This window comes from Edaphobacter sp. 12200R-103, from assembly GCF_010093025.1.
Taxonomy (GTDB): Bacteria; Acidobacteriota; Terriglobia; order Terriglobales; family Acidobacteriaceae; genus Edaphobacter.
Genome location: NZ_CP048114.1, coordinates 134,023 through 159,835, shown reverse-complemented (window position 1 = coordinate 159,835; position 25,813 = coordinate 134,023). Strand labels below are relative to the sequence as shown.

26 protein-coding genes are annotated in these 25,813 nt (G+C 52.8%); 9 read left to right on the top strand and 17 right to left on the bottom strand.

Annotation, left to right across the window (positions count from 1 at the left end; genetic code table 11):
- Positions 1-47: 47 nt before the first annotated feature.
- Both GWR55_RS00795 and GWR55_RS00790 read left to right on the top strand, forming a co-directional pair.
- Positions 48-2,549, top strand: coding sequence for a TonB-dependent receptor (locus GWR55_RS00795; protein WP_238398552.1), 2,502 nt, complete (start codon positions 48-50; stop codon positions 2,547-2,549).
- 133 nt (positions 2,550-2,682) lie between these two features.
- A complete protein-coding gene (locus GWR55_RS00790) occupies positions 2,683-4,908 on the top strand; it encodes a TonB-dependent receptor (RefSeq protein WP_162400557.1) in 2,226 nt (741 codons plus the stop codon).
- 186 nt (positions 4,909-5,094) lie between these two features.
- Here GWR55_RS00790 and GWR55_RS00785 read toward each other — a convergent pair whose 3' ends face one another.
- The 7 genes from GWR55_RS00785 to GWR55_RS00755 all read right to left on the bottom strand — a co-directional run bounded on the left by GWR55_RS00785 (position 5,095) and on the right by GWR55_RS00755 (position 9,633).
- Positions 5,095-5,454 (bottom strand): cupin domain-containing protein, encoded by a 360-nt coding sequence (locus GWR55_RS00785; protein WP_162400556.1) that lies wholly within the window; start codon positions 5,452-5,454, stop codon positions 5,095-5,097.
- A gap of 169 nt (positions 5,455-5,623) precedes the next feature.
- Positions 5,624-6,607: a zinc-dependent alcohol dehydrogenase family protein gene (locus GWR55_RS00780; protein WP_162400555.1), complete on the bottom strand. Its 984-nt coding sequence runs from the start codon at positions 6,605-6,607 to the stop codon at positions 5,624-5,626.
- A gap of 77 nt (positions 6,608-6,684) precedes the next feature.
- Positions 6,685-7,002, bottom strand: a complete 318-nt coding sequence (locus tag GWR55_RS00775; RefSeq protein WP_162400554.1) for a GNAT family N-acetyltransferase — start codon at positions 7,000-7,002, stop codon at positions 6,685-6,687.
- Positions 7,003-7,422: 420 nt separating this feature from the next.
- A complete protein-coding gene (locus GWR55_RS00770) occupies positions 7,423-8,055 on the bottom strand; it encodes a response regulator transcription factor (RefSeq protein WP_162400553.1) in 633 nt (210 codons plus the stop codon).
- Between the two features lie 152 nt (positions 8,056-8,207).
- Entirely contained in the window at positions 8,208-8,672 is a 465-nt protein-coding gene (locus tag GWR55_RS00765) for a DoxX family protein (RefSeq protein ID WP_162400552.1), read from the bottom strand.
- A 69-nt stretch (positions 8,673-8,741) separates the two neighbouring features.
- Positions 8,742-9,140 (bottom strand): cupin domain-containing protein, encoded by a 399-nt coding sequence (locus GWR55_RS00760; RefSeq protein ID WP_162400551.1) that lies wholly within the window; start codon positions 9,138-9,140, stop codon positions 8,742-8,744.
- 40 nt (positions 9,141-9,180) lie between these two features.
- Positions 9,181-9,633 (bottom strand): carboxymuconolactone decarboxylase family protein, encoded by a 453-nt coding sequence (locus GWR55_RS00755; protein WP_238398551.1) that lies wholly within the window; start codon positions 9,631-9,633, stop codon positions 9,181-9,183.
- 98 nt (positions 9,634-9,731) lie between these two features.
- Between GWR55_RS00755 and GWR55_RS00750 the strand changes: the two genes are divergently transcribed.
- Complete coding sequence (locus tag GWR55_RS00750; protein WP_238398550.1) at positions 9,732-11,219, top strand: PLP-dependent aminotransferase family protein; 1,488 nt, start codon at positions 9,732-9,734, stop codon at positions 11,217-11,219.
- 36 nt (positions 11,220-11,255) lie between these two features.
- Here GWR55_RS00750 and GWR55_RS00745 read toward each other — a convergent pair whose 3' ends face one another.
- The 3 genes from GWR55_RS00745 to GWR55_RS00735 form a co-directional block, all read right to left on the bottom strand.
- Positions 11,256-11,894: a cytochrome P460 family protein gene (locus tag GWR55_RS00745; protein ID WP_162400550.1), complete on the bottom strand. Its 639-nt coding sequence runs from the start codon at positions 11,892-11,894 to the stop codon at positions 11,256-11,258.
- Between the two features lie 25 nt (positions 11,895-11,919).
- Positions 11,920-12,501, bottom strand: coding sequence for a cytochrome P460 family protein (locus tag GWR55_RS00740; RefSeq protein WP_238398549.1), 582 nt, complete (start codon positions 12,499-12,501; stop codon positions 11,920-11,922).
- Between the two features lie 266 nt (positions 12,502-12,767).
- Positions 12,768-13,565, bottom strand: a complete 798-nt coding sequence (locus tag GWR55_RS00735; protein WP_162400549.1) for a sensor histidine kinase — start codon at positions 13,563-13,565, stop codon at positions 12,768-12,770.
- A gap of 644 nt (positions 13,566-14,209) precedes the next feature.
- Here GWR55_RS00735 and GWR55_RS00730 point away from each other — a divergent pair.
- Positions 14,210-15,082 carry an alpha/beta fold hydrolase gene (locus GWR55_RS00730; RefSeq protein WP_162400548.1) on the top strand — a complete coding sequence of 291 codons (873 nt, stop codon included), beginning with the start codon at positions 14,210-14,212 and terminating at the stop codon, positions 15,080-15,082.
- Positions 15,083-15,241: 159 nt separating this feature from the next.
- Complete coding sequence (locus tag GWR55_RS00725; protein ID WP_162400547.1) at positions 15,242-16,645, top strand: NAD(P)/FAD-dependent oxidoreductase; 1,404 nt, start codon at positions 15,242-15,244, stop codon at positions 16,643-16,645.
- Between the two features lie 121 nt (positions 16,646-16,766).
- Here the strand turns inward: GWR55_RS00725 and GWR55_RS00720 are convergent, their stop codons facing one another.
- Both GWR55_RS00720 and GWR55_RS00715 read right to left on the bottom strand, forming a co-directional pair.
- On the bottom strand, positions 16,767-17,306 hold the full coding sequence (locus GWR55_RS00720) for a hypothetical protein (RefSeq protein WP_162400546.1): 540 nt from the start codon (positions 17,304-17,306) through the stop codon (positions 16,767-16,769).
- Entirely contained in the window at positions 17,291-18,268 is a 978-nt protein-coding gene (locus GWR55_RS00715) for an isocitrate lyase/phosphoenolpyruvate mutase family protein (protein ID WP_202925553.1), read from the bottom strand. Before GWR55_RS00715 ends, GWR55_RS00720 begins: the two co-directional genes overlap by 16 nt.
- A 407-nt stretch (positions 18,269-18,675) precedes the next feature.
- On the opposite strand from GWR55_RS00715, the gene GWR55_RS00710 reads away from it, so the two are divergent.
- Positions 18,676-19,440, top strand: a complete 765-nt coding sequence (locus tag GWR55_RS00710; RefSeq protein ID WP_162400545.1) for an antibiotic biosynthesis monooxygenase — start codon at positions 18,676-18,678, stop codon at positions 19,438-19,440.
- Positions 19,441-19,474: 34 nt separating this feature from the next.
- The gene (locus GWR55_RS00705) at positions 19,475-20,011 is read left to right on the top strand and encodes a carboxymuconolactone decarboxylase family protein (RefSeq protein ID WP_162400544.1); all 537 of its coding nucleotides are present in this window, start codon (positions 19,475-19,477) and stop codon (positions 20,009-20,011) included.
- 124 nt (positions 20,012-20,135) lie between these two features.
- Here GWR55_RS00705 and GWR55_RS00700 read toward each other — a convergent pair whose 3' ends face one another.
- Entirely contained in the window at positions 20,136-21,299 is a 1,164-nt protein-coding gene (locus GWR55_RS00700; RefSeq protein ID WP_304487092.1) for an AraC family transcriptional regulator, read from the bottom strand.
- Positions 21,300-21,764: 465 nt separating this feature from the next.
- Here GWR55_RS00700 and GWR55_RS00695 point away from each other — a divergent pair, with 465 nt between their 5' ends.
- Positions 21,765-21,953, top strand: a complete 189-nt coding sequence (locus GWR55_RS00695; protein WP_162400543.1) for a hypothetical protein — start codon at positions 21,765-21,767, stop codon at positions 21,951-21,953.
- 57 nt (positions 21,954-22,010) lie between these two features.
- On the opposite strand, the gene GWR55_RS00690 is transcribed toward GWR55_RS00695, so the two are convergent.
- The 3 genes from GWR55_RS00690 to GWR55_RS00680 form a co-directional block, all read right to left on the bottom strand.
- A complete protein-coding gene (locus GWR55_RS00690) occupies positions 22,011-22,205 on the bottom strand; it encodes a hypothetical protein (RefSeq protein WP_162400542.1) in 195 nt (64 codons plus the stop codon).
- A gap of 44 nt (positions 22,206-22,249) precedes the next feature.
- The gene (locus GWR55_RS00685; RefSeq protein ID WP_162400541.1) at positions 22,250-22,963 is read right to left on the bottom strand and encodes an MOSC domain-containing protein; all 714 of its coding nucleotides are present in this window, start codon (positions 22,961-22,963) and stop codon (positions 22,250-22,252) included.
- Positions 22,964-23,344: 381 nt separating this feature from the next.
- Positions 23,345-24,262, bottom strand: coding sequence for an NADP-dependent oxidoreductase (locus GWR55_RS00680; RefSeq protein ID WP_162400540.1), 918 nt, complete (start codon positions 24,260-24,262; stop codon positions 23,345-23,347).
- A 276-nt stretch (positions 24,263-24,538) separates the two neighbouring features.
- Between GWR55_RS00680 and GWR55_RS00675 the strand changes: the two genes are divergently transcribed.
- Positions 24,539-25,066, top strand: a complete 528-nt coding sequence (locus GWR55_RS00675) for a Dps family protein (RefSeq protein WP_162400539.1) — start codon at positions 24,539-24,541, stop codon at positions 25,064-25,066.
- A 224-nt stretch (positions 25,067-25,290) separates the two neighbouring features.
- Here the strand turns inward: GWR55_RS00675 and msrB are convergent, their stop codons facing one another.
- On the bottom strand, positions 25,291-25,749 hold the full coding sequence (gene msrB / locus GWR55_RS00670) for a peptide-methionine (R)-S-oxide reductase MsrB (protein ID WP_162400538.1): 459 nt from the start codon (positions 25,747-25,749) through the stop codon (positions 25,291-25,293).
- Positions 25,750-25,813: the final 64 nt, after the last annotated feature.

Sequence of the window (25,813 nt, the reverse complement as noted above, 5' to 3'; positions counted from 1 at the left end):
TGGCGCCTGGACAATATGAGCTTCAACTTTCGCATCCGGGCTTCGCGATGAAGATCCTTCGGCTGCAGGTTCAGCCGGCATCTTCGGTGGTCCAGGATGTTCGACTTCAGGTTGGAAGCATCTCGACCACCGTGGATGTCATTGCTTCAACGCCAATTGGCTCTCTCGATCTACCACAGTCTGACGTTCCTGTTCCCGTACAATCCCTAACCGCGCAAACAATCGAAGATACGAATGCCATCGACCTGACGGATGTCCTGAAGCGGCGGCTCAACGGTGTTTACGTCAACGAAAATCAGAATAATCCGTTCCAGCCTGACGTGAATTATCGCGGCTATACGGCATCTCCCCTCGTTGGTTCGGCGGAAGGCCTGTCCGTGTACCTGGATGGAGTACGTCAAAACCAGCCCTTCGGCGACGTGGTGGCTTGGGATCTGATCCCGAAAGTTGCCATCAATACGACCGAGCTTATCCCCGGCTCGAATCCGGTTTATGGCCTAAATACGCTGGGTGGAGCTATCGCTGTACAGACAAAAAGCGGCCTCACGAATCCGGGGCTGGCTGTCAGCGGATACGGGGGAAGCTTTGGCCGCATGGCGCTCGATGCCGAGTATGGCGGAAGCAACAAGAGCGATCTAAATTGGTTTGCGGCCGGTACGTTGTTCCATGAGGATGGCTGGAGGGTTTCTTCACCCTCCAGCGTGCGTCAGTCTTTCGCGAAGCTCGGATACAACAAAGATCTGACCGCGATTTCGCTCTCGGGCGGCTACGCCATCAATGATCTGACCGGAAACGGCACACAGGATTTCCGGGCAATCCATCGCACCACCGGGCTCAATCACGGCTATAACAGCGTGTTCAGCATCCCTGACCGGACCTGGCAGCACTCCCCTTTTCTCACCTTCAATGCGACGCATGCTCTTTCGAGAAGCCTGAGTATTAATGCCAACGCCTACTACCGCCATATTCGGACCAATACCACGAACGGTGATATGAATGACGACTCTTTCGGGGAATCGCTCTACACCCTGAGCAATGCCGATAAGGCGGCCCTGACTGCCGCGGGTATCACCTTTCCTCCAAACATTACTCCAGCCAATACTCCGTTTCCGTATCTTCGCTGCATCGCGCAAGGCCTGGAGTTGGACGAGCCGGGTGAGAAGTGTACAGGCGTAGACACGGATACCGTCAATAAGCAGAATGCTTATGGCTTATCAGGCGTACTTTCCTGGCGGACAGCACACAATCGATTTGCCGTCGGGGGCGGTTGGGATCGAGGGACTCTCACCTTCGTCCAGAATGCGCAATATGGTTATCTGAACGACGATGGAATCTCAGTGACTCGAATCCCGGTTTTTCTCGATGGCTCTACGGAAGCAGACGATGCGCCGCAGGATAACCGAGTCAACCTTCACGGAAGCACGAACACTCCGAGCTTTTTCCTGACCGATACGTTTACGGTGGGGAAATGGGTTTTGACAGCATCGGGCCGTTATAACCACACCACGATTAACAATGAGGATCGGCTGCCGCCGGTGCCTTACCGCGGTACTCTCACCGCGATCAATACGTTTGATCGCTTCAATCCTTCGGCTGGCGTTGTCTATAAGGCCTCGGCGGCACTGAGCGCTTATTTCAACTATGGAGAAAGCAGTCGCGCTCCAACATCGACAGAGCTTGGGTGTGCCGACCCGGATTTCCCCTGCAGCCTGCCGAATGCGCTGGTCAGCGATCCTCCGCTGAAACAGGTTGTCAGCAAGACATTTGAAGCAGGCCTTCGCGGAAGCCCGAATGCAACCTTACGGTGGAGTGCGGGCTTCTTTCATAGCGACAACTACGACGACCTGCTCTTCGTTGCTTCGCAGCAGACCGGCTATGGCTACTTCCAGAACTTCGGAAAGACGCGGCGTCAGGGTGTAGAGGCGAGCTTCTCGGCCAATCTGCGGCACTTCGATGGAGGTGCGGAATACACGTTCCTGGACGCTACCTATCAAAGTTCACAGACTGTCGGCAGTGGAAGCAACAGCAGCAACAGCAATGCCGAAGGCGGAGGAATGGGAGTGGTGGATGGAGGCAACATTGCGATCTCGCCCGGCAACCGGATCCCACAGGTTCCGCAACACATGCTCAAGCTGTTTGGCGACTACCATCCGCTGCGGAAGCTTTCAATCGATACCGATTTCAATCTCATCAGCTCATCGTATGTTCGTGGCAACGAGAATAACCAACATCAGCCCGATGGTGTCTATTATCTCGGACCGGGAAAGAGCCCGGGGTATGGTGTTGTAAACGTGGGGACAAGATACAGACTTACGAATCATCTCGAGCTGTTCGCTCAGATCAATAATCTCCTGAATCGCCACTATTACACTGCGGGCCAACTCGCTACTACTCCTTATGACGACAACGGCAACTTCACCCCACGGCCGTTCCGTTCTATCCAGTTCGACGGAGATACTGAATATCCGGTGCGTAGCAGCACGTTCTTTGCTCCCGGTGCACCGATAACTGTATTCGGCGGCCTCAAGGTATCTCTCGGAAAGTGGTGAACGCGACAACCTCCTCAACCGGGGAGGTGTTGCCTCTTTTTGCGGATTTCTTGTTAGAGAACTGCTGAGTATTTTTCAGGCGGTAGCACCGCATGTCTGGCTACAAGTGTCGGCGCGATATCATTGGAAGATCATGTTTTCGAATCGACTTGTCTGCCACTTTGTGGCGGCCTGTCTGCTTGGCATTCCGGCTTTAGCAGTCACTCGGTCTGTAAAGGTATGCGCTTACAACGAGAAGGGCGACGCAATCCCTGGCTTAGTGGTGAGTGTCGGCCATGAACAGTTTCATGGCGATGCAAGCGGATGCGCGATCGTAACCGGAGCGGGGCCGCAGACCCTGATCGAAGTATCCCATGAAGGCTTTTCCACGGTAGCTCAACCTGCGGGAAACGACGGTCAACTTGATGTCACTTTAAAGATCGCTCCTGTAACTACGAGCGTTGAAGTAACGGCAACCCGTCAGCCGTTAGCACTGAATGCAAGCGCAAGCAGCGTTCGAATACTTGGCGGTCAAGAGCTCAAGGAGATTCCCGGCTTTTCGCTCGATGACCGGTTGCGTCAAATAGCGGGATTCCAGCTATTTCGCAGGACCAGCTCCTGGGTGGCCAATCCCACGAGCCAGGGTACATCGCTGAGGGGATTGGGATCGACAGCGGCAAGCCGCACCCTGGTGCTGAGTGACCAGGTTCCGCTCAATGACTCTTTCGGTGGCTGGATTCACTGGAACGAAATTCCCGAGCTGGCAGTTCAAAGAGTCGAGGTGATGCGTGGAGGTGCGTCGGATCTTTATGGTTCAAGCGCCATTGGCGGCGTCATCGACGTCATGCCTGTTGTACCGAGAGAAGGCTTGCAGTACGCGTTACATCTAACCGGAGCGCAAGAAGACACGTCCATTGCCAGTGGACTTCTGGCTGGCACAGCTCGGGGCTGGGGGATTCTGGGAGCAACGACTTTGTTTCGTACGGGAGGCTATATCCTGACGGCTCCTGAGGCTCGCGGTCCAGTGGATATTCCTGCCAATGTCCACTCTCAAAGTGGACGACTGGAGTTGAGGCACGACCTCAGTTCCGGCGGCGCTGTGTTTTTGCGTGGCAATCTCCTCAACGAAGCTCGCAACAATGGCACACCGTCTGCGACGAACGCGGCCCGCATCTGGAGATACGCCGCAGGCGGCGACTGGAATGCTTCCAATGCCGGCCGTTTTCTTTTGCGGTTGTATGGAATGGATCAGGGATATCGCCAGGGTTTCTCTTCAGTCGCGGCAGATCGCATGACCGAGCGGCTTGTGCGCTTGCAAAAGGTTCCTTCGATGCAGCTAGGAGGAGCCGGGCAATGGGCACGTGCATTTGGTCCCGTGACCACTGTACTGGGAGCGGATGTGCTCGATACGCGGGGAACGGATGCCGAGACACCCGTATCGAACGGGATAAATCAGCCGACAGTGAGTACAAGTGCCCGCCAACGCGATAGTGGTTTTTACGGAGAAGCATTGTGGCATCCCAGGGGCTGGTCCGTGGCGCTTTCATCAAGGATCGATCATTTTGCGAGCTTCGACGCGAAGCAGACCGGAGGAGCCTCGGGGGTTCCCTTTCCCGAGACTGCGGAGACCGTCTTCAATCCCAGATTGGGCTTGGTGAAGGATCTCGAACTTGGCATTTCATTGACCGGCTCAGTCTTCCGCGCGTTTCGCGGTCCTTCTCTGAATGAGCTCTACCGCACAAGCCAGGTGGGCCAGCAACTGACCATAGCGAATCCCGCTTTGCGATCAGAAAGAGCGACAGGATGGGAAGCAGGTGGTCTGATCCATCTGCACAGAATCGGATCGGTGCGGACGAGTTATTTCTGGACACAGGTGAATCGACCGGTTGCTGCTGTGACGATCAGTTCGACCCCTACGAGTTCGACGCTCATGCGCCAGAATCTTGGACAACTGACCAGCAAGGGCTTTACGGCAGAGGCGGAGATGCATCCGTTGGAATTCCTTGTTGTGAAAGCTGGTTATCAATATGCGGATTCCACAGTCACGAAGTTTCAACCCGATCCGAGCTTAGTTGGGAAATGGACCCCACAGGTGCCAAGAAACTCTGGAACTCTGGAGGTTCGCATGGAGCGAAACAGATGGGGAATTTTTTCGATCTACCTTAGGTCTAGTGGGCGGCAGTTTGATGACTCCTCCAATCGCTATCGCTTAGCTGGATTCGCACAGGTCGATCTTTATGCGGAGCATCGACTCTTTTCGAAACTAAGCTTGTGGGGTTCAGTTCAGAACGTGGGTAATGAGAGAGTAGAAGCGGGACGCACTCCACTCTTAACACTGGGAGCCCCCAGGATTGTCTCCGCCGGGCTCAGATTCCCTTGAATCCTGCGAAACAGTAGCAAGCCCCTGATCCAAAAAAAAATCAAGGGGCCTTATTAAGAAGCTTTTGGTGGAAGTTGGCACATTAGGGCGGTCGATTGAGCGGCCGCCGCCTGGCGATTCTGTCGGCCAGACGGCTCCCGATTTTGATCACAACCTCGTGAAAAGGACCACTCCTACGACAGTCTGTTAGGCCAATTCAAAATCATCGAGAACAGATGGATAGCTGAACGTGACCATGACCGTGCATCCCGTCTTCGTCGTATGGGGGCCGTGAACAGTATTTGGCTTGATATTGAATTCCGTTCCCTTCGGATACGAGATGCCTTCGTTTATGAAGTCTCCGTCGAGGACGTATGACATTTCGGTTGTTCGCCCGTGTACGTGTCTTGGAATCTCGCTTCCTGGCTCCATGATCAGTAGAGCCACCGCCGGCCCCAAGGACTGTTCACTATTCAGGACCTTGAGGGTGACATTCCCTTTAGTGTTTGGAAATGGCGCTGGTATAGCCTCGGTCTTCGAGGTCTCGACAGTTTGTGTAAAGCTCATAATTCCCTTCCTTCTGTTAATCGTTTTGCGGTTCGTTGTCGTACAGAACAATCAGTTGCGTGATTGCCCCAAAGCTCTAAAACGCCCTTGAAATCGTTCAGGAGCGAGATCTTCAAAGCTATTTAAGCGACGGGAGCTGGCGGTACCTCGAAACTCCGCCGCTTGGTCCCTAGATCGCAATGACTACCTTGCCTACCTGCTGATTGCTCTCAAGATATCGATATGCGTCAGCAACCTGTTCGAACGGGAAGGTACGGTCTACACGGGGTTTGAAAGAACCATTCGCGAGGCGCTCATATACGTACCGCTTCATGCGATCGAATCGTTCAGGCCTATTCATCTGGTGCATCATGTAGCCGGTAAGCGAAATACACTTGAAGAAAGCGCTGACAGGATAGCTGTTGGCTTCCTCAGAGAGCAGACCGTACAGATAGATTGTCCCTTCAGGAGCCACAGCTTGCGCCAGCGTGTCGATATATGATCCCCCGATAGCATCGAAGGCTACTCGCGCGAGTTTGCCACCTGTAATCTCGTGAACGCGAGCCGGAAGATCCTCTTCCTGGTTAGCGATCACGTGGTCAGCCCCAAGATCCAGTAATACCTGTTTCTTTGCTGAAGTTCTTGTGGTCGCGATGGAGATTGCTCCCTGAGCCTTTACGATCTGTATAGCCGCAAGCCCGACCGAAGAGGTTGCGGCCGTGAGGAGCACCATATCGCCTGGACCTACTTTGGCAAATTCAACAAGAGCGCCGTATGCAGTCGGGTACTGCATCCAGACGGACGCTCCTTCTATGGATGACAAGGATGGGGGAAATTCCGCGACAGCTTCGGCTGGCACAACGGCTTTTTCGCTGAGCACCGGATACCGGTTCATGGAAAAGATAGGGATCGTTCCGATCCGTTTGCCTATGAGTGAAGCATCTACTCCTTCCCCGACCGCAGTAACAGTTCCGACGACCTCATATCCAAGACCGGACGGAAACTCAGGTTTCTGGGAGTAGTTCCCCCGGTAGTACATGCTTTCAGCCCGGTTCAGGCCGACTGCTGCGACATCGATGGCGACCTCACCCATCTCTGGATGCCTTGCCGCCACGTCCTCAATCTGTAAGACTTCGGGACCGCCGAGCTTGTGAAACCTTACTGCTTTTGGCATACATCACTCCTGCATGCAAGATGGGCTGTTACACAGCTGGTTAAAGATTGGGGATGGAGGCAGCGAACAAGAGTTACCTACTGCAGTTGAACTGCGTAACGGTCCCTAAGTTCGGGATGACTTGCCAGATGTTCTTTCGCAAACGGGCACACAATGCGGAGATACGACGAGTCACGCGCGGCCATTTGAACAGCCTCTTCTACGAGCTTTCCTCCGATGCCCATATGTTGCAACGATAGTGGAACTTCCGTGTGCCAGATCGTCATCTTATTTGGGTCGTCAATGGAGTAGCTTAGAAAAGCGACAGAGTCGCCCTCTCGTTGTTCAAGATGGCGAATTCTCACCTTGTTGCGAGTCTTGGTTTTGATTAAGGTTTCCATTTCGTCTTTCGTCATCCGATAGTTCTCTTTTCTTCAACGTGCTTCTTTCGTGTCATGTGTCAGGGAATAAGTCGAAAGATCTGTTTGGACGTTGTTCAGATGTTGTTGAGTTCTCCTGGACGGCCTTGAAGGTCCGAGCCAACCAGCTAGTGGGCGTCACGATCTCGTGTTCTAATCGCGTCACATTCAGCGCCAGAAGGCGGCGTTCGAGATTACGTGTTTGCCCTGTAAGCTGAGCGTCCTCTGGCTCTGCCGAAATTGACGACAGTCTCGATATTCGGTGATCCGTCATTGATTAGCCTGCGTTCGTCAGAAACGCGCGTCTTAGATCGACAGCGTCGAGTGTTTGTAGGCTAATCATCAAATCGGAGAAATGGGCTGACCTTCGGAACAGCCTGAGGACTGAAGTTTTCTATAGGAGAGTTGTTCTCCTCCCTATTCGAGCTCCAAGAGACCACGTCGAAAGCCGATGGTCACAGCGTGGGTTCGATCATTTGCCTGGAGCTTTTCGACAATGTTCCTTATATGGAAATTGACTGTTGTTTCGGAGATTCCTAAGTGGTGGGCGACCTGTTTGTTTCGGTGACCATCTCGGATCAACCTCAAGACTGAGATCTCCCGCGGAGAAAGGTCCTCCTGTCCCAGATGTTCTGCGATTGTGCTCGCGACTTCGGAAGGGATGTGTCTACGCCCCTCAGAGACCCAACGGATCACGCGGAGCATCTCCGCTTTCGGGGTGTTCTTCAAAACATAGGCGGCAGCCCCAGCATTGAGCGCGCGCCGCACGTCCATATCTTGTTTAGAAGTAGTCACTATCATTACGATCGCGCGAGGGTTTTCTTTCCGAATGGCGATCAACGCATCGGTGCCGCTCGCCCCTGGAAGCCTCTGATCCATAATCGTCACATCGGGACGGGTGCGACGAAACTGGCACAGAGCATCCTCCGCGTTCTCCGCCTGGCCAACAAGAAGCAGGTCAGGCTGAGATTGGATGACCATACTCAACCCTTCGCGAAAGATAGGGTGATCATCGACCAACAATATCCGTACGGGTTTAGGTGCTGGCATATCGCACTTCCAATCAAACCAAGCTGTTTATGTCTCAATCGAGCAGCGGTAAACGGTTCTACCGCCACTGAACGAATTCGCTCATGTCTACTACACGGAGCGCTCCCATTATCGAAGTCATTGTATTCGTGGTCAGAAATTCCGCCCAGTTTTCATGATCGATTCAAAAGCTTGTCCAACGTGAATCTATCGGGGCCGCAGAACACCAGCAAGAATGCTGCAGCAGCCGCCGAAAAGACTGAATAGTCAAATGGCGTCTTGATCCCAAGGCCTGTGGCCATGCCCATAGCAAACAATAAAAGGAGAAGACCAGAGAAGACGGAGGCCATTCGTGTTTTGAAGCCTGCGATGAGCAATATCCCCAAAAGTGTCTCTGCGACCGTAGCTGCCCATGCAAGCGGTACTGCCCATGATCCGGGGAAGAGAGACATCACCGCCCCTGTGTATTCGACGAAATGAGCGAAATCTCCCCAGGATACGTTCTTTGCTCCATGCGGCCCCCATAAGCCAAAACGATCAGCCACAGCGGCTAGAAAGGAAAGTCCTAGCGAAAGCCGTGCGAACAGACGGACAATCTCTGACACGTTCCCGGTGAATTGCGCGTTCTTTGAATTCATGCGTGCCTCCACGTAAGGAATGCATATTGTTTCAGGCAAATGGCTCCGTCTGGGAACTGTCATCTCAAGCTAGTGAACGGAAGTGAGAATCGGTGCTTTTTCATTTTTGATAAAAAACACGAGGAACTTCGCTGACTTCGCCTTACTTGCGTTACGGCTTACGGTATGAACGTCTTCCGGTGATTCGTAAAATATCTGCCCGGGACCAAGCTGCTGAAGCATGCCTCCGCGAACCTGCATCTCAATTTCACCTTGGAGAACATAGACAACCGCATGCGCATTATGCCGGTGGATTGCATCGGCGGCTCCTGGTGCGTAATTGACAGTAATGACTTCAATCTCTTTCCCTGGAGATTCCGGCAGTTGCCTCGTAAAGAGCGTATTCACTTGCTGGGCCTGCATTGTCATGACAGCTCCGAAGGTAAAGATAAATATAGAGAGAAGGACGAGCTTCTTCGTGTTATGCATCGCTTCTATCCTTTCGGAATAACTTTTTACGATAACCGCATTAAGCATTCTCGTGGGGCCGATACTCACCCGGGCTCTTGCGGAAACCGATCGCAAGTCGATTCCAACCATTGATCGCGATGATTGCGAGGGAGATGTTAACGAGTTCCTCTTCCTTGAATTCGCTCCGAGCTTCGTTATAGACATCGTCGGACGCGTGTCCTTCCGTGATAAGCGTCAGCGCTTCAGTCCATGCCAGAGCCGCGCGCTCGCGGTTTGTAAAGAAGGTTGTTTCTCTCCATCCCGACAAAGCGTAGAGACGCTGTTCCGTCTCACCATTCGCTCGCGCTTCCCTGGAGTGCCTATCAATGCAGAATGCACAGCCGTTGATCTGAGAAGCTCTCATTCGGATCAGTTGCAGGAGAGATTCTTCAAGCTTCGATGACTTCCTGACGAAACTCTCTAATCCCAGCATGGCATGGTGGGCAGCGGGTGAGACCTTCGCCGGATCCAATCTTATCTTCACGACGTATCCCCTTCCCTCCAGTAAGGCTATCTTGAAATGGAGTGGGCGAACGGTCCATAATCGCTCAGATGACCAGTCCATGATGGGTGCTTAAAACCGTGCCAAAAATAGAGACATTTCAAGACCTGGTCCTGAAACCAAGGAAGGATGGCCAGGAGATGTGGCGCTGGCTCTACACTGAGCTGCGCTCCGCAATTATTGATGGCCGATTGAAATCTGGAGCACGGTTGCCGTCCACAAGGAACCTGGCAGCACAATACGGCATTGCCCGTGCTACAGCCGTGGCAGCATTCCAGCAACTTCAGGCAGAGGGATTCGTTTCATCCGAAGTGAGTGCTGGAACATTTGTCGTACCGGCGCCAGAGTGGGAGATGACCTCTCCGACCAAACAAAGATCTTCCCGTCAGGCGCTCTCCAGAGCGACGATAGCAAAGCGTACGCAGAGTCTTCTTAAGAGCACGTTTTTTCAACCAGCTTCGCATTCCATCGGTAAAGCGTTTCGGGGCTACGAGCCGGCTATCGACCTGTTTCCAGTCGAACTGTGGGCTCGGATTGCGGCGCGCGTTTATCGCAAAGCGCCGCGTTCTTTGTATGGGCAAGGCGATGCAGGTGGCTATCCGCCGCTGCGAAGAGCCATCGCGGAGTACGTTGGCCACTCCCGCGGAGTGCGTTGTTCCGCTGAACAGGTTATCGTGACGTCGGGCGCGCAACAGGCGTTGGACCTCTTAGGACGAGTGCTTCTCGATCCCGGCGACGAGGTGTGGATGGAAGATCCTGGGTACCCTGGAGCTTCTCTTGCCTTTCAGGGCGCTGGCGCGAATGTGATTCCTATTCCCGTTGATGGGAACGGGATAGATGTCGCAAGAGCAGTAAAGTTATCTCCCGCCGGTCGCTTGGCGTATGTAACACCATCCAATCAGTTTCCTCTTGGAACTGTCATGTCGGCAGAGAGACGAGTCGACCTTCTCTCCTGGGCCGCGCGCGCGGGGGCATGGATTATCGAAGACGAATACGATGCGGAATATCGCTATTCCGGGAAGCCGATTGCATCATTGCACAGCCTCGATAGATCCGAATCGGTCATTTATGTTGGAACATTTACGAAGATGCTCTTCAACGCTCTTCGCATTGGGTTCATCGTTGTTCCGGAACGGTTAGTCAAAGCATTTCGAATCGCACGAAGCTTCATCGATCGCCATGCTCCGACGCTAGATCAAGCCGTGCTGACGGAATTCATCAACGAAGGGCACTTCGGCCACCACGTTAGAAAGATGAGGCAAGTCTACTCAGACCGTTCGCAGCTGCTTGCAGAAGAAGCGAATCGGCATCTCTCTGGCTTGCTTGATGTGGAGAACGCTCAAGCTGGAATGTGTACCGTAGCCTGGATCAAAACAGGCGTCACCGAAATGGTGTTGACACGACGCGCAGAACAATTGGGATTGGAAGTAGTTCCGATCTCTTCATTTGTCAGCAAGTACGAGCAGAAGCCCGCGTTGTTCCTGGGCTTCGCAGGCTGCAGTGCGAGTGAGATAAAGAGGGGCGTGTCGGTTTTGGAAATGGCACTCTCTCGATAAATTTGTACCTACGGACGATGGCGACAAGCTAAAGCCTTACGGCTTCAACTTGTCGCGAAGCAGCGGATAAAACTGCACCCAGGTCATATCGGTCTTGGCCACGTTCGCAAGGTGGCAGCCAGCGCACTCGCTAACGGGAGACTCAGCGGCAGTTTGTTCGTATGGCATGGGATGATGACCGAAGGTGAAGTACCCCCAACCATTCGTCTTAGCGAATCGCTTACTGTCCTTCACAGACGCATCGATTCCATTCAGTTCCCCGTTGAAGTATCCTCTCCCCGAAGGCTCTGTACGTGAACCATCCGGAAAGGTGGGCTTAAGGACACGGGTTAACTCTTTGATGAGAACCGTACCTTCAGGAAAGGACCCGGTTTTTAAATATACGTCCAGGTTCTTTTCTTCCACATAGACATGATGAAATTCAGGAAAGTTCGCCTCTCCATCGTTCAGGGCGTTTGGCGTCAGAGGAGCACCGGGAAACACCCATCTGCGAAATCCGACTGGAAGCTTGAACTTACCGTCCGCGGTAAATTGTGCGGTCGTACTCGATGAGGGCGATGATGCTTCCGATACATTTTGTGCCGCAAAAACTCTTTGGCTCTGCGTACTCTTCACAGCTCCTATTGCTGCTATAGCAGTTAGAACAGTCGCAAAAATTGTTAAACGCTTGTTCATTTGTGTCTCCTAGCTGAATAAGGCATCACCATTTTGAAGAGTGGAGTACGGGATAACCTTGGGTATAGATCCAGTCTGTTTTCTGGGCCGGTATATGGCATCCTTGGCAATCCTTCTTGTAGCTGACCGCAACTTGCTTGTCTGGTGCGTCGGATTTGTAGAGAGCCCAGCCCCAGCCATCACCCCAGAGTTTGCTGTTGGTGTAACGGCCTTTCTCGTCCTTAATCATCACGAACCAGACCTTGGTTCCTGAAGCCCAATGTGCATCCCCTGTTGTCATCGGGGCGTGCTCGGTTCCCAATACTTCTTTAACCAGTACTGTCCCGTCAGCAAACTTTCCGTTCTGCCTAAAATACGCTGCAGCACCCGGAGACGCATATGTCATATGCATCTGATTGCCAGCTGGATCAAGAACGAAGTAAGTCCCGAGCATCTCATACTTGTCGCGGTAATCATCGGGCTTGGCGAGGTTACCGTCCTTGTCGACAAGTGAAAAGTTCTTGGCAAATGGTGAGGTATCTGCACCAGCTACAACGGTTGGTGCTTTGAACTGCAAAAAAAAGACTCCCAACACGAAGGCGAAGGCTGCGACTCGACCGTATTTCACGTGAATTTCCTCCAGTCGTTCCTAATTACTCAATCATCTGATCCTGAGACAGATGGATTGCTCCCTGCGTTCTTTTCACCAATTGCTGAGTGGTCCTAACGTCCATTGCACTCAATGCAGTCGGTCTCAGGGAGCATCACTTCTATTGCAAAACGCGCGTGAACAGCCTATTTCGAAGCTGCATTCAGGCAGATCATAACGAGGCAACGAGGCTACCTGGCTACAGATTTCTTCAGGTGAACTGAATAACGAATGAACTCGCCGCTTCAACGCCACAAAAATCGTTGCGTTGATTGAAGCCAGGCCATCAGGCCGGAAGAGCCATACACATACTTGCCAGGGATCGTTAGTCGAACCAGCGTGCCAACCTGTGCCGACGATTCAATCGCCAAGCTTCCGTGAATTTCCGCGGTTCTTTCCCGCATCCCCGCCAATCCATAGTGGCCAGCTCTTTTGACCGGCTTCGTGAAGCTGTCGAAACCTATCCCCTCATCCTTGATGTCGGCCCTGAAGACGCGCTCAAAATAAAGATCTACCGTTATCGTAGGGCTTTGGGAGTGAATGCACGCGTTGCGAACTGCCTCAATGCATATCTGAAGTACGTCCTCGCAGATACCGGGATGGAGTGGCCGCGGTCGCTGATGCGTACGAATCGCGACGATGCCGGCACACAGTGGTATCTGTTCAAGCGCAGCTTGCAACGCGCGTTCGATATTTTCTTCGGTTGTCTCATCACGGAGAACATCGAGGACCGCTCGTGCTTCTTCGTCGGCCCTGGTCAACCAATCTTTCAAGAGTCTGAAGGTTCTTTTTGCTTCTGGGACACTTTTTACCGATTCGGAGGCATGTTCGGCAATTAAGTTGCTGCCTTGCAACGTCTGCAGCAAAGTGTCATGTAACTGCCGGGCCAAGCGGGTGCGCTCCGCCATACGTGCGTTGAATGCCATGCGAAGTGACTTTTCGTAACGCGCCCTTTCGAAGGCCAGAGCGACAATGGCAAATAGAACTCCTACGAGAATCACTACGACGTAAAACGTCTTCGCCTGATTCCATTCTGGATTCAAACGCGCGATCGTAATTGGGTCGAAACCACCCTCCAATCGCTGAGCATTCACTGGAGTGGAAACCGCCGAGATCAGTCCCAGAACGGCACAAAGCCGCGCTGACCGGGTTCTCATCACGCTTCGTGTTCGAATCCTTGACCAATCGACAAGCATAAGTCTGTCATTTGACATACGAAGTGAGCATGTTGGCGTACGGAGCGAGAGAGCTGCCCACTTGTGTCATTTTCCCATCAAACCGTTACCCAGAACCTATAGATGACTGTAGGTAGAAATAAGCTAATTTTTGTTCCAATTGCCAACGCCGGATGCCGAAGATCCAGCTCTAAAGAAAGGCAACAATGGCAATTAGCCGAATGCAATTCGGGGGATGCGAAACTGATATTCGCCCCTGCTGCCTGAACACCTCCTTCCTCTCAGGATGGATACCGGTGGGCTCACGAGTTTGCGGAAGACGCGACACTTTACATTAGGCTGACCGTCGAATCGATTTCTTCGTTGTGCTCGGAGACAGGCGAGCGAATCGACCCCTTTTCTTCCTGGTGCTGAAGGGATCAGCTATGGGCGATCGATCACAAAGGGAATGTTCCCAACAACACTTTGCAGCACGAGAGTCGCTCACAAATGACACGTGCGCTGGAGAAAACATGAGTGACCCCAACGTCGCTTCTCTGGGAAGCAACTTCTCCGAAGGAACGGCCAGTGTCAATGATATCCGCCTCCACTACGTCCGTGGAGGCCGAGGCGAGCCATTGGTCTTACTTCATGGCTGGCCTCAGACGTGGTTCTGCTGGCATCGCATCATGCCAGCACTAGCTGAACATTTCACAGTGATTGCAATCGATCTGCGCGGGGCGGGACAATCTTCACGACCAGAATCATCAACTGCCTACGACTCCGTGACGATGGCGGCCGATGTTCGTGGGCTCATGGCTCAACTTGGATTCGAGTCCATTCGGATCGTCGGTCACGATGTTGGTTTGCTCGTCGCCTTTGCCTATGCGGCAATTTACCCCGAGAATGTCTCACATTTAGTAGTCCTCGATGGTCTGCTTGTAGGAATCGAACCGATGACGACCGGCTTTCTGCGCGATCCTCGCTCCTGGCTGTTTGGTTTCGTTCAGACGTCCGACCTTCCTGAAAAACTTGTGCTCGGACGGGAAAGAGAATTCTTGAGCTGGATCTTCGCAGCGATTGCTTTCAAACGTCATGCGATTGGTTCAAAAGAGCTCAATACATACATTGAGGCCTATTCACAACCAGGCGCGATGCAAGCAAGCTTCGGATGGTTCCGTGCGTTCGGGGCGGTGAGCGCTTTTAACGAATCGTATACGACAAAAAAGCTCAACGTCCCTGTGTTGGCTCTGGGGGGCGACAAGATGATGGGCGGGTTTATGGTTCCGATGATGCAGAGCGTTGCAGAAAATGTTTGCGGCGGCGCAATCTCGGCTTCCGGTCACTGGGTGATGGAAGAGCAACCAGAAACGCTTCTACGCGAGCTGCTGTCGTTTCTATCCTAGACTCTGCTTGTATTTCGCCAATCAGCTCCAACGGCCTAGAGAGATCCTTAGGTCAGTCACCGTCGATCTCCATGGTCGAACTGGATGTCACTTCCCATAAAGTCGAAGCTATCTTGACGCATTACCCATTCTGAATTTGTCGATTCCGAGGCCGACCTAATGACTGACTCCCACAGCTCCAAATCGCGACCGAAGGTCATCATCCTGGGCGCAGGTTTTGCGGGGCTAAATGCAGCCAAGGCCCTTGGCTCCGCCAACGTCGATGTTACGGTCATCGATCGCAATAACCATCACACATTTCACCCGTTGCTTTACCAGGTCGCTCTCGCCGTACTAAGCCCCGGGGATATTGCGCAGCCAATCCGTTCCATCCTCAGTAATCACAAGAATGTCGAAGTGCTGATGGATGAGGCTTGTCAGATTGATGTTGTCACTCAAACCGTGAGCCTTAAGACTGGCATCACACTTCCTTACGACTTTCTGATTGTCGCTACCGGCTCAACACACAGCTACTTTGGAAAAGAAGAGTGGGCTGCCATTGCGCCCGGCCTAAAGACCATTGAGGACGCCACTGAGATCCGCAGAAGGGTGCTGCTCGCGTACGAACTTGCCGAACGGCAAATGGTCGAGACTGGCTCGCACACGCCGCTGAAATTTGTCATCATCGGGGGAGGCCCTACGGGGGTTGAGCTCGCCGGAGCAATCTCCGATATTGCGCATCTATACATGCTGCGAGACTTCCGCCATATCGATACATCGTCGACAGAGGTCTGCATCCTCGAAGGTTCGGCCTCTATTTTGGCGACCTACCCAGAGGAGCTCCGCCGGAAAGCCGTGCAACAACTCGAAGCTTTAGGCGTTCAAGTTCGGACCGGTTTTCACGTCACAGATGTCGGACCTGGCTATGTGATGGTCGGTAGTGAAAGGATCGAAAGCGCCTGTACGCTTTGGGCTGCTGGAGTTCAAGGGTCTCCTCTGGGAAGAATGCTCGGTCTTGACGTCGATAGGCGCGGACGGGTTCCGGTCGATCAGTTCTTGAATCCTGAAGGACTGCCTAACGTCTTCGTCTGTGGCGATCTCGCATATCTGGAGCAAGATGGCATGCCTATCCCCGGGGTAGCACAGCCTGCAATGCAGATGGGCGCATACACGGGAAGACGCATTAGGCACCTTGCGCGAACTGCAGAGGTCAAGAACTTTCCCGCCTTCCGCTACTTCGATAAAGGCAACATCGCGACGATCGGACGGAAGGCGGCCGTTGCTGAGATCCGCTGGCCTTTTCGAGCGTACTGGAGCGGACTCCTTGCGTGGTTGACATGGATGGGCGTCCACATATTTTTTCTCATCGGCTTCCGAAATCGCATTTCGGTTTTCGCCTCCTGGGCGCACACCTACATTCGCTTGCGCGACGGAGTAAGATTGATCGTTGGTTCTCGTCAGCTTCCCGGTTGGGGGACAGTCCGCAAAGAGCTCAAAGCGGCACCTGAACTCGAAGCCTGTCCTGCTCCAGAACAAAGTGCTATCGAATCTACAGGATCGCTTTGCGCAGCCAGAAAAAATTGAGAGGGCCAGATCTTCTGAAACAGCTAACCTTCAATCAGGATGCCGGTAAGGTGATACCGAGTCCCACCCCTGAGCGGGGGAGACCTTGGCTTGTCCACCTTAGATATCACCGTATGTTGTTTCAGTACGTCGTGCTCGCTTCTAATTCCTCAAAATTGAAAGGGCCTGCATTGTCCTCCAACCACTTTCGCAAAGCATCGCCTTCAATCGTGCGCTGGGACGTCAGCTCGCGAGTGAGAGCTTCAATCAGCGGCTGATCCGTCCGCAGAAGGCGGAAAGCCAACTTATATCCGGTATGGGCAAAAGGATTCGTGTCTGTCACAGAGGCGACTACACCCCAATCGACCGCGGTCTGTCGCGCTTCAAGCGCACTGGACATATCGGATATGAGTTCTTTGTGCAACTCATCGGAAATCGGATCGCTGATTCCCTGGTCCACAATCGATCCAATGTAGATGAAGGCGAAGGCTCTACCGAGCAGCTTCGCATCACTGTGGAACGAGTCGCGCTGCCCCTTCCAATCACACACAATACCGCTGGTGCGTTCGCTACTACTCGCAACCGAAAGCAGCGTGATTGGGAATCCCGCGCGATATGCCATTACGGCTCGTGCAGCAAGATGCTTTGCGCTTTGTTGTTGTGATGCTATGTTTTCTGGCATTGGATCAACTCCTTGCATTTCTCTTTGACGATCACTTCTGTTTCCAGGGTGGTGCGATTTCGACGATCTCCGCACAAGCCAGGCATGTGACCCAGGGGCAGTCTTACAGGTACGATCGAGTTCACTTCTCTGTTGGCAAATAACCTTTGGAGCTCGCCACGAGTCATGGAGTCTTGAGCAAACATCTCCGAATCTCCCGTGGCGAGAAATACCTCAGTAACTTTTGCAATTTGCTGCCATACAATCTGCGATATACCAGGGCCCGCGCTGAGGCGTCGAACTCCCAGCTTGGCGAGATCAGCCATCTTGGGAAGACCTGGCCACGCAAGAAGATTTACGGGAAGCCTCGTTCCAACAGTGATCTGGGCGATCTGCGTCAATTCGTTCAATCTCGGGACAAAGAGACCATCAGCTCCTGCGTCGCTATAAACGGTCGCTCGTGCAAGAGTCTCTTCTGCCTTGTTTTCGTCAGGGACCAAATTTTGAAGATAGACATCGGTTTGCGCGTTTACGAAGACATCTACTTTCATTGCTGATGCAGTTCGCTTGATCGCTTCGATCTTTTTCGCTAACAGGCTTGGCTCGCCCGTACCATCTTCGATGTTGATTCCTGCGATGCCAGCATCCAGGACACGTTTAAGATTCTCGCTAACGAGTACGGGATCGTCTGAGTAGCCTGATTCCATATCGATGGACACCGGCACTGTTACAGCCTTGACTAAATCATTTGCCAATTGTGCCTGTCGCTCGATCGGCAACTTGTTGCCATCGGGATAACCCAAAGACCAGGACACACCAGCACTGGTCGTTGCGACTGCCTTTGCCCCAAGTAGCTCCGCAAGCTTGGCCCCTCCGACATCCCAGATATTCGGAAGGAGCAAGGGCTGATCCGCTCTTGAATGAAGTGCCCTAAATGCTCGAGTCTTAGGCATGGGTATATATTCGCCTTTCAGGTCAATCACGAAGAGATCGTCGACTGCTGGTAATCTGCTCGCTGGTGTAGCTCCGCCCCCGAACGTGGCCTTCTTGAAATCTCCGGGTTCCGAACTTTTGTCTCGAAATTGCCGCCAAGGGATTGGGGTTCGGGTCGCCATGTGATAGCTGGTGTCGCGGTCACTCGCACTACTTTCAACCTACCGAACGGAACTCGCTCGGAAGTCCGATTTGTGTGTCACGGAGTCCATCGCATTGTTGAATTTGTGGGAATGACTGGCACTGTTAACGTTGTCAGCCGAATGCCTGATTTTTTCTTTAGGCCGTCTCATCACAACCTCATGTGTTCTATAGAGAGCAGGCGTCGACCAGATTCGGTGAGACATCTGAGCAAATGACAGCGAGCACGTTCATCCGCAATTGAGAGGAGCAGGAAATGTTTTCGGTCCTATTCGAAGTTCACCCGAAACCTGATCAGTGGGATGCGTACCTGGGGTACGCAAAAATGCTCCGACAAGAGCTTGACCAGGTTGAAGGATTCGTCGATAACATCTGGTACCGCAACCTGAATCGCGAAGGCTGGATACTCTCGCTCTCAAACTGGAAGGACGAAAAGGCGGTTGTCCGGTGGCGGACGAACATGAAGCACCATGAAGTCCAGGAGTTGGGACGCAGCAGAGTTCTTCTCGACTACCGTCTTCGTGTTGGCCAGATCACACACGACACACAGTTACCTGAAGGGATGGAACTCCGGGAGCAGAGATTAGACGAAACCGAAGTTGGAGCCGGGACTGCAGTGGTTCTCATTGACGCCAAACGTCCCTCAGAGTGGAAGGAAACGACGAATCCTGCCGATTGCGCTGAATGGCTGGGCCTTCGGCCACTCCATGGATTTCTTGATTGGGACTTATTTGACGCAGTCTCGAATTCTGGGGACATCCTCCTGACAGCGACGTTTAAGGATGGTCCCACGGCTACCGATTTCATCGATTCGGTATCGATTCCAGACGATGCGCGGCTGCGTTCTGTGAGAATCATCCGCGACTACAGCATGTTTGACCGACGAGAGGCTCCGCAGTACTTTCCGGAAGCTGCTCGATCCTCCGTTCCAAAGCTAATCGATTCTGAGGGTGAATCAGTGAGCAGCGAAAAGGACTTTGGGACGCAACATACGGACTCGAAGTACCTTGCGGGCTTCTAATCTGAATATAGGCCTCACAGGAGATCTTCGAATCATGGCACGACTTGACCTTCCGGCGCGAGAACAGACTCCTGCCGAAACTCATGAAATTCTCGACGCAATACAACAGCGCTTGGGATTCCTTCCCAACGGACTCCGGTTGCTCTCCTTGAGCCCGATTGCCTTGAAGGCTTTCGTCGGCCTCCAGACCACCATGTCGCATGCGCTCGACACCAAGACACAAGAAGCGGTCGCGCTGGCTGTTTCCAGGGCCAACGGCTGCAACTACTGCGTTGCCACACACTGCTTCGTTACTTATACCAATTCCCAGACAGCACATGACGAGATCGCACTCAATCTCGAAGGAAGTTCAGGTGATCCGAAAAGAGCTGCAGCTGCTGCATTCGCAAAAAGGATCGTCGACACACGTGGAAAGGTAAGCGATGCTGACCTCGCGGCGATCCGGGAGGCCGGATATTCCGATGGGCAGATCGTCGAGCTCACTGCATTGGCGGCCCGGTACACCATGACTAACTTCTTGAACAATATGGCTGATGTCGAGATCGACATTCCGGATGTATCTGGCATGTGACAACCTGAAGCACACAACACAGCGTGAAGGCCCTGGCTAGAGAATCTTCAGCGGACGCTATATTCAGAGAAGTCTGCTAGTCGACTTTTTGTATGGAGTTACCTTCAAGATGAAGCGGAATGGGCTACTCCTCCGCTTCCGACGTCGTGGCAAGACACTTGCTCGACGGCTGTTTCATGAAGGCATTGGTTTTCGCCTGAGTGCGAAACTCGGTCGGATCACATTCGAAAGACTTTCGGAATGCCTTGATGAAACTGCTCCTGCTGCCATAACCGGCAGAACGAGCGATCTGATCGACCGGCATCTGGCTGGACGCCAGCTGTTTGGCGGCTTGTCTCATACGCAGATGGCGGAGAATGGTCATCGGAGACTCGCCAACAACGTCTGTAAAGCGAGCCATAAAACTGGAGCGACTCAGACCTGCCATACCAGCAAGTGAACTCACTGTATGATTGGCCCCGGGATGCGCGGCCATCTCTGCAAATGCTCTGGATATCTGCGGATCACTAAGCATTGCAAATCGTTCAACCCAGAGATTCAGAGAGGTCAAGGATCGGCGAAGGATCGTGATAATGACTTGCTTGAGCACTGCTGCACTCATCGCGCCAGAGCCTACCTCCTGCTTGATTAACTCTGAGATAGCGAGTTTCAAAGTTTCATCAAGACGGTCGGTCTCGTCGAATTGCTCGACGATTGGCTCCCTCAGAGAAGAAAACATATCGGTTGATGATCCGTAGAACGCACTAAAAAATCCGCAGATTAGAATTACTTCGGGTTCGCCACCACCAGCAGTATAGCGGCGAACGAGACCAGACGATCTCGTGCTGAACTTCTTTAGATCGGGAGATGGCATCGACTTTCCGGGAAAGCCACATGCCTCAATCCGAAACGGCATATTCGCAGGAAGAATAATGAGCGTATGGGGCTTGAGCTCGATCGGTGGAAATCCAGGAACTAGCATTTTGCCGATGCCTTTGAGATTGTAGTGCAGTCCGGTTACGCTGGCTGCGGCCATCTCTAGTCGGCTCCCGCGGCTCACCAGGCATTCCGACAGTGCTACTACATTGACCTCCAATGAACTCATCAGACTGTTGAGGTCAGTTTCGGACACGCGGACTATAGGTTCAATCTTCAATTCAATGTTCTCGATCCTGAATGGGTCCGGCACATGCAAATTACGCAACCACTCGTTCCGGATTAGACCGGCAAGGGTGGCTGCATGCCACCCGTCTTCATCTTTCCACTGATTATGAACCGGAAGCCCCATATCTTCCAACAATGAACGCACCGATGAAGATGTGTGCTTGTAGCTGTTCTCGGTATGAATTTAAAAACAGATTCTTGGCCAAGCTCGTTCAATACTTATTTTCTGTTTATTGTTCGACCGAGGAACTCGTGCATCAACGAACTAATCCGATCCACTTCTTCTAATGCAAAATGACCTGTATCGAGAACATGGAGCTCAGCGTTAGGAAGGGCTCTTTTATAGAGATCGGCGCACTCGACCCTAAAGATTCCAACATTTTCCCCCAGATGATCAGCATCGGGGGCTGTTGTTTACTGAAATATAGCGCGAGAGTTGGCGAAATCCCCGCCGTCGCCGAGCACTTAAGATTCCATGGCGTCGCCGGAGAAAACTACAGGTGGTGGGGCGATCGTATGGCCTATCGTTACAGTGGAGTTATTACCTGGTGATTGAGCACCAATCACTTACAGCTAATTGCTGTGATTGCGAAAAAGCAAGGAGATAAATATGTTACCGACACCTCAGATTGGACAGTATGTCCGCTTGGACGATTACGAAGGGAGGCTTATCGTGAAAGCAGTAAGCGAAGACGGCGGTAAGGTCGATTTGGTCTCGGAAGGTGATCCCAAGTACGTCCGTTACGATGTGCGTTGCGTAGATCTGCTTCTGGCAGAAGACTATTCCGCGGAGTCGTAATCGACATGCTTCTAAATTGAGCCGAGTGTCGTCAAATCGATGCGCCCAATGAGTACATTAGGGTAGATCATTTTCAGGTTCGATGAGGGCCTTGAGCTCTTTGATTGCGTTCTGCAAAATGCGTTCTACGTTATCGAGACGGGAAGATTCCAGCGGCGCTTCCTCACCAAGTTCAATATCCAATTCAGATAGGTTTGCTTCAAGGGACTGAATTAGGTTTCGAATAATCAGTGCATCATCTTTCGCGCTCATGACCTCGAGCCTATCACGGTTTGCATTGGATGCGATCCGCGACGTTACTTCACTATTCGAAGTTCGTCATTCACAAACACTGTTCCGGGTTGAATAATCTTGGCATAAACGCCGGCTTTTCCTTGATGGAATCTATCTAACGTTTTCATGATGCCAAAGAGCGGCTCTTCGAAATCCGGATTGACCGGGTCATGAGTTACTACGCGACAACGTGGAATGCGGTCGCTGATCTGAACAATTACGCTTTTGCCGATGCAAAGACGCTTTCCGATCCATTCATCTTCGGCGAAAGGACGAGCGTCTAGATCAAGAATTAGATTGGCACGAAAACGATGTTCATGGATGGATCGTCCCACCTCTGATGAGATCTGCGTAATCGTCTGACGCGAAACTAACGAGAGTGGCCTAACGTCCGTTTGGGGGACTTCTGATCGAATCAACTGAAATTGCTCCGTTCGTGAGATATGCGTCCGGAAATATTCGAGAAGCTGTGGAGAGTCGATAGAATAAGTTTCCCCAGTAGGGGTTGCAACGTTGACTACGTGATCCTCAGCCAGACTGGCTCTATACCCGAGCATGGTACGGCGCTCTTTGCCGGAGAGCAGGAGCATGCCTGGAGGTGCATTGGAGCTTTGAAATGCATAGAGCCTATCGCCCTCAAGACCCGACGGCTTCAGCAATGCTTGTTTCGGCAATTCCCCCGCCATGCTTTTCACCGGATATCGAACGATCGATGCGAGATGACCGATGGAGAGCATGCCTTGCTAAGCATAAATGAGGAACTTGATCCTCCTTCCGAACCAACATCTGCATAGCTGCACTTATCTGGCCATCTTCGAAGAGAGTGGCTACAAGACAGAGTATTTCACTTGTCCCGCACTCCTTTTGAAGCAGCCGGCACGCAACATCCTGATGCCCTGGTGAGCGACTACACGACGCAGAACTATCAGGTATCTAGCTTTCCAGAAGGATCGCTGCACTGTGCCCAGCCTGCCGGTTTTTTTGATCTCGGCCACTGAGTTGCTGCCCCGTCAAAGCTCGGCTCGCCCTCTAACCCGTAGTGCTTGAGCATAGCCGATGCTCAAGCACTATTCACGAAGCTACGAAAAATATACGGCGTAGGTTATTAGTCCTAGTCCTCACGGACGTGCACGGATGATCGTCTTCCCCTTGACCCGTTCGGTCCGATTGAAGGCCGCGACAGCATCGTCGAGGGCAACAACCTTGCCGATGTTTGTTCGCAACCGGCCATCCCTGACACGCTGGACCAGTTCACTCAATCGGGCTCGATCGGGTACGACGACGAAGTCGATTGTCAGGCCATTAGCGGGCCGTGTCTCTGACGGGCCTGTTACGGTCACCAGTGTCCCTCCGGCGCGGATCAGACCCGCAGACCGCTTCGCGATGTCGCCACCCAGGACATCGAAAACCAGATCGACTTCACCGACGTCTTCCAGGGTGTCGTTATCGAGGTCGACGAACTCCTGTGCCCCGAAGTCGAGAGCCGCCTGGCGGGCCCCAGCGCGTCCGGTGCCGATGACGTATGCACCGGCATCACGTGCCAGTTGGCTCGCCATCGAACCGACCACGCCGGCCGCACCGTGCACGAGGACGCTCTGCCCTGCCTGAAGGCGGCCGTGCTCGAACAGCCCCTGCCAAGCGGTCAGTCCCGGCATTACGAGAGCCGCGCCCGTAGTAAATTCAACGTCGCCCGGCAACGGTGTGAGGTAATGCCCCTCGACGGCCACATACTCCGCCAGAGCGCCGTCGCGATACCAGTCCGTGAGGCCGAACACACGCTGTCCGATCGACAGCCCTGTCGTACCATAGCCGAGAGCGGTGACCACTCCAGCAACCTCATGCCCGGGGATCGACGGTGTCCGGTCACGGCCGACTCGGTCGGTCCAGCTCGAGGGCCACGCCAGCTCGTCTCCGGTGAATCCCGACGCATGAACCTGAACAACGACATCGTTAATCGCCGCTTGCGGCTCGGGTAGCTCCACTAGCTTCACTCCTGCCATCCCCGCAGCCTGATCCGTCGCTACAATCGCCTTCATCGTTCACCTCCAGGTATTAAGCACTTGCTTGAAAGGTATCGACTCCATCCTTTGTTGTCGTGCCATGCCAGTTTCATGAGAATTGCCTCCTCAATTTGTCCCTTCACTGGAGAATGTAAGCTACCTTCTCGGCCACTTACCTACACTTTTCGTTAGTTCGGATTCTCTCTTGCCTCTCTAAAATCAAAGCCAAAGCCATTCTTCCCGAATCGGAAGATTTCCAGTACATCGAGATATCGCACCGAATAACAAGGTTGCTTGGCAGGAGGAAAGTGAATGACCAGCAGAGCAGAGCTCGTCAATAGGCAGAAGGCACCCCTTGCGACGCCTTCTGATATCGAGCCCGAAGCAGTAACGCAGATATCGGGTGCCTTGAACATACTTCTTGCAGACGTGTTTGCGCTGTATTTCAAAACCAAGAACTTTCACTGGCATATGTCCGGACCTCATTTCCGCGACTATCACCTTATGCTGGACGAGCACGCTGATCAGATATTTGCGATGACCGACGAGGTTGCGGAACGTGTGCGCAAAATCGGAGGTACGACGCTGCGGTCGATTGGACACGTTTGCAGGCTGCAGCGCCTTCAGGACAATAACGCGGAATTCGTAACGCCCGCAGATATGCTCAGCGAACTCCACGAAGATGAAAAGCATCTCGTCCTGTCAATGAGAACCATTCACAGCATTTGCGATGAGAGCAACGATCTTGCGACGGCCAGCCTGCTCGAAAATTGGATCGATCAATCCCAACGCAGGAGCTGGTTTCTTTTTGAATCCACGCGCCAGCGCGGTCAGGAATAACACGAAAGCTCAGATCAGATGCAGTTCGATCTATCTCAGCGAAGTTGATTTCTGACTAGAAGATTCGCGAGACCAGCTGGAGAGTAGCACTCGTAGATTTGCCCCGACGGAATACTCCGTTCGGGGCAAGTTTGTAGCGAGACATAGAGAATGTAAGTTTGAACCTACAGCGACAGCCCTCAAACTCGCCGGCAGTGAACTGTCCCGAATCACGAATGGCATGTCTATTCCGTCCCGGCGCTGCGTTCGAAGAGCTGAAGGTATCGCCCATATCCTTGCTTCTCGAGCTCAGCAAGCGGAATAAACTTCAGTGAAGCGGAATTGATGCAATATCGAAGCCCCCCTTTGTCGGCCGGGCCATCGTCGAAGACATGGCCGAGATGACTGTCACCATGAGTCGACCGGACTTCCGTTCTCATCATCCCGTGAGTGGCATCCTGTTTTTCGACTACGTTCTCTGATTCAATTGGCTTGGTGAAACTGGGCCATCCACATTCGCTGTAATATTTGTCAGAAGACGCAAATAACGGCTCTCCAGAGACAACATCGACATAGATCCCTGGGTTCTTGTTGCTCCAATGCTCATTTTGAAATGGCCGCTCGGTCCCATTCTCCTGGGTCACGCGATATTGTTCAGGCGACAAGCTGGCGATCGATTCAGGGGTTCGTCGATATTTTTTCATGTATCCCCTCCTATATTTTTGACGTGATCTTAATCAGATAGCGTGGTATGGATGACACACCTCA